The sequence below is a fragment of the Actinoplanes sp. NPDC026619 genome (genome assembly GCF_040638295.1).
Lineage (GTDB): Bacteria > Actinomycetota > Actinomycetes > Mycobacteriales > Micromonosporaceae > Actinoplanes.
The window spans coordinates 29,801-42,323 of the sequence record NZ_JBEZYA010000021.1 but is presented as its reverse complement, the minus strand read 5'-3'; the positions used below and the strand labels follow the sequence as shown (position 1 = coordinate 42,323).

Here is a 12,523-nt window from a genome sequence, read left to right as displayed (position 1 = left end):
CGGTGGAAGGCGCGGCGGTGCCTGGCTAGCGTGCTGCGCAACCACGTTGTCCAGGTCAGGACGTGCCGTTGTACACCCTGTGAGACCTCCCGACTGCTGATTCAGCGCGTCGCGCCGTTTGCGCCGCGCTTCTTTTCGCTGCGGAATTTCTCACTGGAATCGGTGTATCTCTGTGCTCAAAAACTGGGTGGTCATGCCTGTCTGCCTGCCGCTCGTTCGCCGACGCTGCCATGCGTGCGGTGCCGGGCGGTTCCGGGCGAGCGGCAAATTTCGCATCAACGCCAACCACAAACTGCTCGATGTCTGGCTCCTCGCGCTCTGCACCGCCTGCGGGGACACCGTGAAGATCACGGTCATGGAGCGGGTCAACGTGCGCTCCGTGCCGCCCGACCTGCTCGACCGGCTGCACCACAACGACCTGGGACTGGTGGCTTCGCTGCTCCAGGATCCGATCGTGCAGCGCCGCAATCGGATCGCCCTCGACTGGGACGGGGCCTGGCGGCTCGACACCGGCGGACGGGAGCATCTGGACTGCGAGGTGATCGACATCGCGGTCCGGTTCGCGGCGCGGATCCCGGTCCGGCCGGTGCGCCTGATCGCCGACGGTTACGGTCTCTCCCGGGCCGAGGTCGATCAGCTGATCGTGGCCGGGAAGCTCGTCTCGGCAATTCGGTTGGCCGGCAAGGTCTCCGGCGATTTCACCTTCACGCTGAAGCGCTGAGCACTTAGGCGCTCGGGCGCTCGGGCGCTCGGGCGCCCGAGCGCTGAACCATCCTCGGGCCGGCTCGGCATGCTCGCCGGACCGGCCCGAGGCGTGGCCGACCGGAGGAGGCGGCGCGGGGCTTGCGCTGCCAAGATCATCGGTCATGGAGCTGGACGAGTTCTGGGAGCTGATCGGCTCTCGGCGCACCGACGACGACTTCGCGGCGCTCACCGACCGCCTCGCCGAGCGCGACGCCGCGACGATCACGGCGTTCGAGGACCGGCTGACCGAGCTTCTGTACGCGCTGGACACCCCGCCGCACGCCAAGGCGGCCCGGGCGCGCGGCGACTGGTTCCTGTACGTGCGCTGCGCCGCGGTCGCTGCCGGGCGCGACACCTACGAGCTGGTTCTGGAGGAGCCGGCCAAGCTGCGGCGTTTCGCCCGCCGGGAGGCGGAGCTGCTGCTCCCGGTGGCCTCGACCGCGTATGAACGCAGCACCGGCCGGCCCTGGGACCACGAAACGGTGCTCAGCTACGAATCCGGCAGCAACACCGAGGCGTGGCACGGGTTCCCGTCGCTCCCGCAGGCCGCTCCGGCTGAGCCGGTCAGCTGGCTGACGACGCAGACGTCGAACCGGTACGTCGCCCGCCTCGCCTACGTGATCGGTGAGGACCCGGCGTGGGGCGCCTGGTGGTCGGCGACGGGCATCGCGCACTGCGAGCTGCAACTGGCGGCGGACGGCCTCGACGCCGTCCTCGTCGAACCTGATCTGGTCACGGCCCGGGCGTCGGCGGCCGCCGACAGCGCGCCGGAAGCGGCCACGGTGGTCAGCGCACTCTTCGGCGCCGTCCGGGATCGACTGGAGCTGCCCGAGCCGCCACCGGCGCCGGACCTCTCCGGCGATCCGTTCGGCCAGCTCGACGCATGGACGGCGGACGGCGAGCCGATCGGACTGCTGCGGGCCCTCCGACTCATCTGGCAAACGCGCCGCGCCGCCCGGCGGGCCTGACGCTCCCCGGGGGCGTCCCGAGCCGGTGGCCGGCCGGTGGGCACCCGAGCTGGTGGCGGCCGGCGGGTCCGACGCTCACGGGCGCGTCCCGAGCTGGTGACGGCCGGCGGGTCTGATGCTCACGGGCGCGTGCGGCGCTGGTGGCGGCCGGGGGTGGTGCCGATGATTGCGGTGAAGGCGGCGATGAAGCTGCTCGGGTTGGACCAGCCGCAGGCGTGCGCGACGTGGGTCGTGTCGTGGCCCTCGGCGAGCAGGACCAGCGCGTGGCAGATGCGCAGCTGGGTGCGCCATTCGTAGAACGTCATGCCGAGCTCGTCGCGGAACAGGCGGCTCAGGGTGCGGGCGCCCGCCCCGACCCGCGGGCCGAGCGCGGACAGCGGGCTGTTGTCGGCCGGGTTGTCGGCCAGAATCCGGGCCACGCCCCGCAATCGGTCGTCGCGCGGCTCGGGCAACCGGGTGGGCTGCTCGGGCGCCTCGCGGAGCTCGTCGACCAGGACCCGGTGCAGGCGGGCGCGGACCCCGCGCTCCAACTCGCGCGGGCCGGTCAGGGTGAGCAGCACCTCGCGGACGAGCCCGGAGGCGAGCAGTACCGCCGGGCGGGTGGGCGCGAGCCGGGCCAGCGACGGCGGCAGGAAGACGATCCGCATGTCGGTGTCGCCGTGCGCGCGGTGATGGTGGGTGGAGCGGGCCGGGATCCAGGCGACCCGGTTGGCCGGGACGATCGAGGTGCCGTGCTCGGAATGGATCGACAGGACGCCGGCCGCCGCGTACACCAGATGGCCGCGGGGATGGGAATGGGCCGCGCTGGTCCCGCCGGACGGCCAGAGGTGCACGCCGCCGGACGGCCAGATCCGGGATTGGCGCGCTACGGGCATAGCTTGGCATTTTACCGGTGGGCGGCCGGGCGCTCCCGGAACGACAGTTCGGGCCATGACGACGATGCGAGCGACGGTCTGCGTACGCGCCGGTGGGCCTGAGGTTCTGGAAATTCACGAGCGGCCGGTGCCGGTGGCGCGGGACGGCTGGAGCCTGGTGCGGGTGATGGGCGCCGGCCTCAACCGGTCGGAGCTGCGCACCCGGCAGGGACATTCGCCGGGCGTACGGTTCCCGCGGGTGCTGGGCATCGAATGCGTGGGCGTCGTCGCCGACTCGACCGATCCCGCGATGCCGGCCGGCACGACCGTCGCGGCGGTGATGGGCGAGATGGGGCGGCAGTTCGACGGCGGCTACGCCGAGTACGCGCTACTGCCGGACACCCTGCTCATGCCGGTGACCAGCACGCTGCCGTGGGAGGTGCTGGCCGCGCTGCCGGAGACGTACCTGACCGCGCAGGGCGCCCTGGACGCGCTGGGGATCCGGCCGGGCGCCCGGCTGCTGATCCGCGGGGGCACGTCGTCGGTGGGCATGGCCGCCGCGACGATCGCGCACGGCCACGGCGCCGAGGTCGCGGCCACCACCCGCCGGCCGGAGAAGGCGGCCGCGCTCGCCGGCGCCGGCGTCGACCACGTGCTCCTGGACGACCGCATGCCGTGGCCGGCCGGCCCGAGCCACATCCTGGACCTGGTCGGGGCGGACACGGTCGCCGACTCGCTGCGCCGGGTCGAGCGGGGCGGGACCGTCTGCGTGGCCGGCTCGCTGAGCGGCTGGCTGTTCCCGGACTTCGAGCCGATCGCGATGATCCCCTCCGGGACCCGGCTCACCGCCTTCCACAGCGACGACGCCCGGGGCAGCGCGGGCGCGGCCACCCTCCAGCGGATCATCCGCAACGTCGAGGCCGGCGTCTACCGCCCGAACATCGACCGGGTCGTCGGGCTGGACGGCATCGCCGCCGCCCACCGGCACATGGAGAACAACGAGGCCACCGGCAAGGTGGTCATGCTGCCTCAGCCGGCGGACGGATCCCGGAACGCTCGGGCAGAGGTAGCGGTCAGGTTGCCGCCTGGTTGAAGGCGGCCAAGGCGTGGAACGCCTGCTTAGGCTCCCACGGCATGTCCGGGAAGGTGGTGCCATGACGGCCCGGACGCAATGTGCGCACGATGGACAAGGCTGTTGCGTCGATGTCGTGCCGCGGATCCTCGTCGTAGGGCGCCAGCGGGAAACTGAAGCTCATCACGAAGGCGCCGGCCATCCCACGGCGATCAAGGTCGCTCAGTTGGTCGATGAGCAGCCGTGCCTGCGCCGCCTCGTCGCGAGGGTGGACCGCTCGTACCCGCGGCCTGATGAACCTACCGACCCGGGGCAGCCGGGCGCCGGCAAAACTCAGCGGCGTCACGTTGAGGGTGCTGAGGAATTCCGGGTTGTCGGCGTCCTGGCAGGCGGCGAATCCGAGTTCGGTCACCACGACCGGCTTCCCGGTCGCGAGGAGACGGTCGAGCACGAACGCGTAACCACGCTCGGTGCCAGGGTTGCGGTAGTGGTTGACGCCGACGATGTCGAACAGCGTCCAATCCGGGTCCTCGAACGGCAGCGCACAGTAGGACAGCCGGCCGTGGTACGACCGGCGCACCACAGCGACCGCGTCGGCGAGGAACGCCCGCAGGGGCGGCGTGTGCCGGCGTTCCCGCAGTATCGACCTCAACTGCGGGGTGCGGGTCCGGCGATGGTGAGTGCGTCCCGGCACGATGCCGCGCATGAAGAAGGTCAGCTCGTTGCCGATCGAGAGCGTGACCCGATCCGGCGCCTGCCGGTGCAGCCGCTCGGCCACCGACGCGGCCGCCTCGAGATAGTCCAGTGTGCGCGGTGGTGTGGCATTCCACAGCTCCGGGCAGATCCACACATCGAGGCCGAGGTCGAGAGCGCATGCGCCGGCGAAGGCCAGCCTCTCGGGATCCCGTGCGCACAGGCGCACCGCCGTGGCGTGGAGATCACCGCGGATGATCTCCAGCTCTCGCCGCACCAGCTCAGGCGCAAAGTCGGGCCGCCAGTTGGGCGACCACGCACCCATGGCCCGGCCCACGTCGTAGATCACTCCGGGCCAGCGCATCGAACCTCCGAATGGTGGTGCGAAGCCGGTCGGGCGCGCAGACGGATGCGCGGCGGTGGCTCCGCTCGCTGACTAGCATGGCGGTCATGGCCGGGGACTGGTTTGCCGACGCGGTGATGTACGAGATCTATCCGCAGTCGTTCGCCGACTCGAACGGGGACGGAGTCGGGGATCTTCGTGGGGTGATCGATCGGCTCGACCACATCGCGTCGCTCGGGGTCGACGTCATCTGGTTCAACCCGTGCTTCGCGTCGCCGTTCGTGGACGCCGGTTACGACGTGTCGGATTATCTGTCGATCGCGCCCCGCTACGGCACCAACGACGACCTGGTGGAGCTGGTCGGCAAGGCCGGCGAGCGCGGCATCCGCATCATGCTCGACCTGGTCGCGGGGCACACCTCGATCGAGCACCCCTGGTTCCGGAAGGAGCTGGCGGCGGACGGGCCCGATCCCGAGGGCGACCGCTACATCTGGTGCGAGCGGTTGCCGGAGAGCGCCTGGGCGCGGGACATTCCGGGCACACCGGCCTGGGTCGAGTCGCCGGGGCCTCGGCCGGGTTATTACCTGAAGAACTTCTACGACGAGCAGCCCGCGCTGAACTTCGGGTGGGTCGCGCGGGACGGCCGCGACGAGCCGTGGCGGGATGCGGTCGACGCCCCGGGGCCGTTGCGCAACCGGCAGGCGCTCAAGGACATCATCGGGTTCTGGCTGGCCAAGGGCGTCGCCGGGTTCCGGGTCGACATGGCGTTCTCACTGGTCAAGGACGAGTTGTGGGACGAGGGCCTGGGTCAGACCGTGGCGATCTGGCGGGAGATCCGGGAATGGCTGGATACGGCGTACCCGCAAGCGGTTTTGATCCCGGAAGGCAATGAGCCACGGGTGGGTGGGCCGTTCGCGTTCGACGCCGATTTCTTCCTGGTGATCAAGGAGGCGCACGCGAGCCTGTTCGACAATCACGCGGCCGGGATCCTGCCGTTCCAGGCCCCGCGGGAGCCGTTCTTCGACGCCGAGGGCAAGGGCAGCACGCGGCCGTTCCTCGACGCGTGGGCGGACGCCCGGGCGGCCGATCCGGCGAGGCCGATCGTGCTGGCCACCGCCGACCACGACTTCGACCGGCTGCGGGTCGGCTCGCGCACGCCGGAGCAGTTGCGGGCGGCGCTGGTGTTCCTGTTCACCTGGGGCAGCGTGCCGTGTCTCTACTACGGCGACGAGATCGGCATGCGCTATCTGCCGGACCTGCCGAACGTGGAGGGGGCGGTCTGCAATCCGCTCTACAACCGGGCCGGATGCCGTACGCCGATGCAGTGGGACGACGGCCCGAACGCGGGTTTCTCCACCGCCTCCGCGGAGAAGCTCTACCTGCCGATCGACCCGGATCCGCAGCGCCCGACCGTGGCCGCGCAGGAGAACGATCCGGGGTCCACGCTGAACTTCGTCCGCGAACTCATCCGGATCCGCAAGGACAACCCGGCGTTGCAGACCCGGGCCTCGATCGAGGTGATCAGCGAGGGCTATCCGTTCGCGTACGTCCGCGGTGGAACCCACCTGGTGGTGGTCAACCCCCGCCGCGACGCCGCCGAGCTCACCGTCCCGCCGGCTACCCCGATCAGCGCCGACGGAATCACCCCGATCCCGGGTGGACTGCGGGTGGCGGGTTCCGGTTACGGGATTCTCGCTATCGACGGCGCAGGTGGTGGCGCAGGTCGCGGGTCTCGCCGGTGACCGGGCGGGCGGCCAGGATGCACGTGTCGTCGTCCGGGTTGGTCTGCTGGAGCCGGGCCAGCAGCTGAGCGAGAGGCTGCTGCGGGGAGGCGTGCACCGCCTCGTCGACCGTGCGGATGACCTGGGCGAGGCCGTCGTCGGGGCCGCGGTGCCGGTGCTCGACCAGGCCGTCGGTGTAGAGCAGCAGCACGTCGCCGATGCGGAACGACAGCCGGGACGTCGGGTAGACCGCGTCGTCGACGACGCCCAGGATCGGGCCGGGCGGGCGCTCCAGCGGCATCGTGCGGCCGCCGCGGCTCAACAGCGGCGGCGGGTGGCCGGCCTGGGCCCAGGTGATCTCGCCGGCCTCCGGGTCGAACCGGGCGACGACGGCGGTGGCCGACAGCTCCGGGTTCTCCCGCTCCAGCTCGCAGGTCAGCCGGTTGAGGTGTCCGAGCAGGACGCCGGGGTCGCCGGTGGTGACCGCCAGGGCACGCAGCGCATGGCGCAGCTGGGCCATCGTGGTCGCCGCCTGGGTGCCGTGCCCGGCCACGTCGCCGACGGCCAGCAGCACCGAGCCGTCGCGCAGGCGGGTCGCTTGGTACCAGTCGCCGCCGACGAAGCTCTCCTGGCCGGCCGGCAGGTAGCGCACCGCGACCTTGAGGCCGGGGAGCTCGATCGGCTCCTCCGGGATCGGCAGGATGATCCGCTGCAGGTGGCCGGCCAGCCGGTGCTCGGCCGTCAGCTGCTGCTCGACCTCGGCGATGCGGCGGGTGTCGTAGTCGCGGTCGGTGACGTCCTGAACGATCGCGTAGACCCGCACCGGGCGGCCGGCACCGTCGCGGACCGCGTCGGCGACCGTCCGCAACTGCTTGATCCGACCGTTGACGCTGACCCGGACGGTGGTGTCCACGCCCAGCCCCACCAGACCGGACCGGATCCGGGCGGCGTCGCCCGGCTCGGTCAGCGCGTCGGTCTCGGCCCCGGACAGCGGGCCGAGGTGCGGCTCGCGCTCGTAGATCCGGTACATGTTCTCCGACCAGAAGACCTCGCCGGTGGCCAGGTCCCACTCGCCCCAGCCGAGGTTGCCGAACCGGTCCAGCTCGTCCAGCTTGGACCACTGCAGCAGCAGACCGTGACCGAGCCGTTGCGCACGGACCGTGTAGTGGCCGTCGCCGTACCGGAACGGGCCCACCGCGGCGGGGCAGCCGGAGTCGAGAACGTCCTGGTAGACGTCCCAGCCGGAGGGGAACTGGCCGCTGGCGCGCTGGCCGATCAGCTGCCGGCCGCGCTGACCGTCCGGTGTGGCGGCGCCGGGGCTCGCGGCCTGCCAGATCAGGTCGAGGATGCGGCCGGAGCGGTCCCGCTCGGCGGAGAGATAACCGCACATGCCGGGCGTGTTGTCGAGGACCCGCTGCACCAGGGAGACCCAGGGCGCGGAGCGGCGGGCCCGCGACGGACGGGCCGGATCGGTGAGGGCGGCCGCGACCATCTGCGGCACCGAGGCGTGCCGGCCGGGCGCGCCGACCTTGACGTCGAGCACCCGGATCACGCCCGCCGCCACCTCGGCGACCTCGCGGCGCTGATCGGTGGCCATCGTCTCGAGGTGGTGGTAGGCCTCGTCGAGGTGGCAACGGGCCCGGCCCGCGAGCAGACCCACCGCACGCTCGATCAGAGCGTCGGCCGGTGTGCTCAAAGCCTGGTTCACGCCGCGCCCTCCGAGACCGTCGACCAAATCGATACGGCCTCATTGGTACTTCGGCGAACGTCCCATCGTCATCGGCCGTTCATCCGGACCCCATGCGACCTGCGGTGCAACTCTGCTCGCAGATCACCCGAAAGGGACTCAGATCTCGAAAAGCTCGCGCATCGCCTCGGTGAGTCGCACCAGGCTCGATCCGGTGACCATGCCGAGGCGTTCGGCGCCGATCTCGGCGGGCAGGCGGCGCATCCGGTTGACCACGACCACGCCGGTGATCGGGTCCTGCTCGCTCAACGGCACGGCGTACGGTGGGAGTTCGGTGGCGCCGCGCTGCCGGACGATGGGCGCGCAGAAGGGCGACGCGTTCTTGCGCTCGTTGTAACTGTCGGCGGACAGCACGAGCACGCGGTAACGGAGGTCGGTGCGACTACCGATGGTCCAGATCTCGCCGCGCCGCATTCAGCGCATCCCGGGCACGGCTGGCGATGACATGCGGACGAGGGTACAGCCGTTGAGATCTTCCGGCGCAGCTCGCCCCCGGCGCGCCATCAAGATGCCGTCAACCTCTGGGATCGAACCAAGATCGGGTCATTCCCGTAGGTAAGAATGAGGGCGTTGCAAGCAGCTAGGGAAGGACGTCAATAATGTCGGAGAAGGCACAGATCGGGGTCACCGGTCTGGCGGTGATGGGGCGCAACCTGGCGCGCAACTTCGCCCGGCACGGGCACACGGTCGCGCTGCACAACCGGTCCTACGGCCGCACCAAGGAGCTCGTCGAGGAGTTCGGCCACGAGGGGAAGTTCATCCCGTCGGAGAGCGCCGCGGACTTCGTGGCCAGCCTGGAACGCCCCCGCCGGGTTGTCATCATGGTCAAGGCGGGTGGCCCGACCGACGCGGTGATCGACGAATTCGCGCCGCTGCTCGAGCCGGGCGACATGCTGATCGACGCGGGCAACGCGCACTACCTGGACACCCGGCGGCGTGAGGCGGCGCTGAAGGAGAAGGGCCTGCACTTCGTGGGCGCCGGCGTCTCGGGTGGCGAGGAGGGCGCGCTGCACGGTCCGAGCATCATGCCGGGCGGCCCCAAGGAGTCGTACGACGCGCTGGGCCCGCTGCTGGAGGACATCGCGGCGAAGGTGGACGGCGAGCCGTGCTGCGTGCACGTCGGCCCGGACGGCGCCGGTCACTTCGTGAAAATGGTGCACAACGGCATCGAGTACGCCGACATGCAGCTCATCGCCGAGGCATACGACCTGCTCCGCCAGGTGGGGGGCTCGTCGCCCGCGGAGATCGCCGGGATCTTCCAGGGCTGGAACGAGGGCCGCCTCGGGTCCTACCTGATCGAGATCACCGCCGAGGTGCTCAAGCAGGTCGACGCCGAGAGCGGCAAGCCGTTCGTCGACATCGTGCTCGACCAGGCCGAGCAGAAGGGCACCGGCCGCTGGACCGTACAGGCGGCGCTGGATCTGGGTGTGCCGGTCAGTGGCATCGCCGAGTCGGTGTTCGCCCGCGCGCTGTCGGGCGGCGCGGACGTGCGCAAGGCGGCGGCCGACGCTGCTCTGCCGGGCCCGGCGGCGCAGCAGACGCATGGCGGCGATCTTCAGGCCGACGTCGAGCAGGCGCTGTTCGCCTCCAAGATCGTGGCGTACGCGCAGGGCTTCCAGCAGATCCAGGCGGCCTCCGCGGAATATGACTGGGAGATCGACCCGGGCGCGATGGCGAAGATCTGGCGGGCCGGCTGCATCATCCGCGCCAAGTTCCTCGACTACATCAAGCAGGCGTACGACAAGCAGCCGCAGCTCGCGACACTGCTGGTCGACGACTACTTCCTGGACGCCGTGAGCGGCGCGCAGGACGCCTGGCGGCGGGTCGTGGCGACGGCGGCGCAGCAGGGCATCCCGGCGCCGGGCTTCGCGTCCGCCCTGGCCTACTACGACGGTCTGCGGGCCAAGCGCCTGCCGGCCGCCCTGATCCAGGGCCAGCGCGACTTCTTCGGCGCGCACACGTACCACCGCATCGACAAGGACGGCTCGTTCCACACGCTGTGGGCGACCGACGACCGCAAGGAAGTTGACGCTTAGTTCTTCACCGGGACGGGGTCGGCGGCCATCAGGGCGCCGGCCTCGTCCGCGGGCAGCGGCTTCGCCATGTAGAAGCCCTGGCCCAGGCGGTAACCCATGTCGCGCAGGCGCTCCAGTTGCGCCTCGCTCTCGATGCCCTCGGCCACCGCCGACAGCTGGAGATACTCGGCCAGCTGGGCCACCGCCGCGGCCACCGCGAGGCGGCCGCGGTCCTCGCCGTCGGCGATGCCGTCGACGAACGACTTGTCGAGCTTCAGGACGTCGACCGGGAAGGCGCGGAGCAGCGACAGCGACGACTGGCCGGTGCCGAAGTCGTCCAGCGCGAGCCGGATGCCCATCTCGTGCAGCGCCTGCAGCGTCTCGCGCACCTGCCTGCCGTCGGCCACCGACGACTCGGTGATCTCGATGACCAGGTTGCCCGGCAGCAGGCCGTACTCGGACAGCACCGCCGCGACCTCGTCGACGAACCCCGGCTCGCGCAGTTGCCGGACGGCGACGTTCACGTTGATCGCCTTGATCGCGCCGGTTCCATGAGCGATCTTCCACTCGGCCAGCTGGCGGCACGCCTCGCGCAGCACCCACGAACCGAGCGGCACGATCAGCCCGGAGCGCTCGGCGACCGGGATGAAGTCGCCGGGCGACACCAGCCCGCGGACCGGGTGCTTCCAGCGCACCAGGGCCTCGGCGCCGTGCAGCCGGCCGGTCACGATGTCGAAGACCGGTTGGTAGAGCAGGAACAGCTCGTTGCGGATGATCGCGTTGTGCAGCTCGCTGCCGAGCCGGGCGTGGTTGACGACCTCCTGGCGCATCCGGGGCTCGAACCGCACCCAGGCCGCCTTGCCGCCCTCCTTGGCCGCGTACATCGCGATGTCGGCGTTGCGCAGCACCTCGTCGGCGCTGTCGCCGGCGCCGGCGACAGCGACGCCGATGCTGGCGTGGGCCAGCAGGCGCTCCTCGCCGACCCGGAACGGCTCGGCCAGGGCCAGCTGGATGCGGGCGGCGGCGTCCTCGGCGACCGCGACGTCATCGGCGTCGAGCAGCACGGCGAACTCGTCGCCGCCGAGGCGTGCGGGCAGGTCGTTGCCGGACGAGGAGACCGAGCTGTGGTTCCGGAGCCGCTGGGCGACCTGGTAGAGCAACTGGTCGCCGAGGGCCGGGCCCATCGTGTCGTTGATCATCTTGAAGTCGTCGATGTCGATCATCAGCACGGTGACCGCGCGGTGGGCGGCGAGCCGCTCCTCGAGGGCGGCGCCGAACCGGGTGCGGTTGGCCAGCCCGGTCAGCGGGTCGGTCATGGCCAGCCGCTCCAGCTCGGCCTGCTGGGTGCGCAGCCCGGCCAGGAGCTGCTTGTTCTCGCGCAGGCCGAGCAGTTGGCGGGCGACCACGCAGACGACGATCAGCACCGCGCCGATGATCACGGCGCGCTCGCGGTCGTTCATCTCCCGCGACGAGACCGTGATGACCAGGGCGGCCGTGGTGACCACCGCGAGCATCGGGATCAGGCCCCACATCGTGCGGTGCCGCTTCGCGGTCTCGGCCGGCGGGTGGGCCAGCACGTGCTGCTGCCGCCAGGCGGCCGCGGTGAACGAGAGGGCGACCAGCGGGCCGGTGAGCACCGACATGGCCAGCCGCGGTCCGGCCGAGCCGGCGATCAGCATCACCGCAATGGCGGCGCCGACGATCGGGGCGCCGGAGAGCAGGCGCAGCGCGAGGGAGTCGACCGGCGCGTGCGGGGTCACCGCGGCCTTGCCGACGATGGCCAGGGCGAGCAGGCCGAGCACGCCGACGGTGCCGGCGGCGATGCGGGTGTCCAGGTCGGTGCCGGCGGTGGCGTAGCTGAGCACCACGTACCAGTAGATCAGGGTGCCGGCCACGGCCACCGTGACCAGGTCGAGCAGGGTGCGGGCCCAGCCGAGCACGGTCGGGTCGCCGAGCGGCAGCCGGGCCATCGCGGCGACCACCCAGACGATGCCGAGCACGTTGGGGGCGGCCGCGACCAGGGACAGGCCGGCGTTGTTCTGCGACAGCGACAGCGAGACGCAGGAACCGATGAGCAGCAGCACCGCGGCATGCGACAGCGCCCGCCAGAACGCCCGGACCGGCCGGGTCACCATGATGCTGGAGCCGATCTTCCAGCAGCCGTAGACCGCCGCGACCAGGGCGACCGGGCCGCCGATGTAGCCGGCCAGCACACTGGTTCCGGTGTGCACCGCCAGCCACACGCACACGCCGACCACCATGGAGCCCGCTACGAGCAGCGGAACGAGCCCGGCGGTCGCGCGGCGCTCGGTGTTCGCGGTCATGCGCTCCCCTGGTCAGATATGCCTGTGCGGCATACCTGTCGG

Annotated in this window: 10 protein-coding genes; 5 read left to right on the top strand and 5 right to left on the bottom strand. The window is 71.3% G+C overall.

Annotated elements, in window-relative coordinates; genetic code table 11:
* Positions 1–193: 193 nt before the first annotated feature.
* Both AB0E90_RS36050 and AB0E90_RS36045 read left to right on the top strand, forming a co-directional pair.
* Positions 194–721, top strand: a complete 528-nt coding sequence (locus AB0E90_RS36050) for a DUF1062 domain-containing protein (RefSeq protein WP_360415961.1) — start codon at positions 194–196, stop codon at positions 719–721.
* 145 nt (positions 722–866) lie between these two features.
* On the top strand, positions 867–1,712 hold the full coding sequence (locus AB0E90_RS36045; RefSeq protein ID WP_360415959.1) for a DUF4240 domain-containing protein: 846 nt from the start codon (positions 867–869) through the stop codon (positions 1,710–1,712).
* A gap of 119 nt (positions 1,713–1,831) precedes the next feature.
* On the opposite strand, the gene AB0E90_RS36040 is transcribed toward AB0E90_RS36045, so the two are convergent.
* Positions 1,832–2,587 carry a helix-turn-helix transcriptional regulator gene (locus tag AB0E90_RS36040; protein ID WP_360415957.1) on the bottom strand — a complete coding sequence of 252 codons (756 nt, stop codon included), beginning with the start codon at positions 2,585–2,587 and terminating at the stop codon, positions 1,832–1,834.
* A 55-nt stretch (positions 2,588–2,642) separates the two neighbouring features.
* Here AB0E90_RS36040 and AB0E90_RS36035 point away from each other — a divergent pair, with 55 nt between their 5' ends.
* The gene (locus AB0E90_RS36035) at positions 2,643–3,659 is read left to right on the top strand and encodes a zinc-binding dehydrogenase (RefSeq protein WP_360415955.1); all 1,017 of its coding nucleotides are present in this window, start codon (positions 2,643–2,645) and stop codon (positions 3,657–3,659) included.
* On the opposite strand, the gene AB0E90_RS36030 is transcribed toward AB0E90_RS36035, so the two are convergent.
* Entirely contained in the window at positions 3,640–4,695 is a 1,056-nt protein-coding gene (locus AB0E90_RS36030; RefSeq protein ID WP_360415953.1) for a hypothetical protein, read from the bottom strand. The two genes, AB0E90_RS36035 and AB0E90_RS36030, sit on opposite strands and share 20 nt — an antisense overlap.
* Before the next feature lie 86 nt (positions 4,696–4,781).
* On the opposite strand from AB0E90_RS36030, the gene AB0E90_RS36025 reads away from it, so the two are divergent.
* Positions 4,782–6,416: an alpha-amylase family glycosyl hydrolase gene (locus tag AB0E90_RS36025; protein ID WP_360415951.1), complete on the top strand. Its 1,635-nt coding sequence runs from the start codon at positions 4,782–4,784 to the stop codon at positions 6,414–6,416.
* Here AB0E90_RS36025 and AB0E90_RS36020 read toward each other — a convergent pair.
* Positions 6,370–8,103 carry a SpoIIE family protein phosphatase gene (locus tag AB0E90_RS36020; RefSeq protein ID WP_360415949.1) on the bottom strand — a complete coding sequence of 578 codons (1,734 nt, stop codon included), beginning with the start codon at positions 8,101–8,103 and terminating at the stop codon, positions 6,370–6,372. The two genes, AB0E90_RS36025 and AB0E90_RS36020, sit on opposite strands and share 47 nt — an antisense overlap.
* Before the next feature lie 138 nt (positions 8,104–8,241).
* Positions 8,242–8,556, bottom strand: coding sequence for a type II toxin-antitoxin system PemK/MazF family toxin (locus AB0E90_RS36015; RefSeq protein ID WP_360415947.1), 315 nt, complete (start codon positions 8,554–8,556; stop codon positions 8,242–8,244).
* 185 nt (positions 8,557–8,741) lie between these two features.
* Between AB0E90_RS36015 and gndA the strand changes: the two genes are divergently transcribed.
* Positions 8,742–10,178: an NADP-dependent phosphogluconate dehydrogenase gene (gndA, locus tag AB0E90_RS36010; protein WP_360415945.1), complete on the top strand. Its 1,437-nt coding sequence runs from the start codon at positions 8,742–8,744 to the stop codon at positions 10,176–10,178.
* Here gndA and AB0E90_RS36005 read toward each other — a convergent pair.
* Positions 10,175–12,481, bottom strand: a complete 2,307-nt coding sequence (locus AB0E90_RS36005) for an EAL domain-containing protein (RefSeq protein WP_360415943.1) — start codon at positions 12,479–12,481, stop codon at positions 10,175–10,177. The two genes, gndA and AB0E90_RS36005, sit on opposite strands and share 4 nt — an antisense overlap.
* Positions 12,482–12,523: the final 42 nt, after the last annotated feature.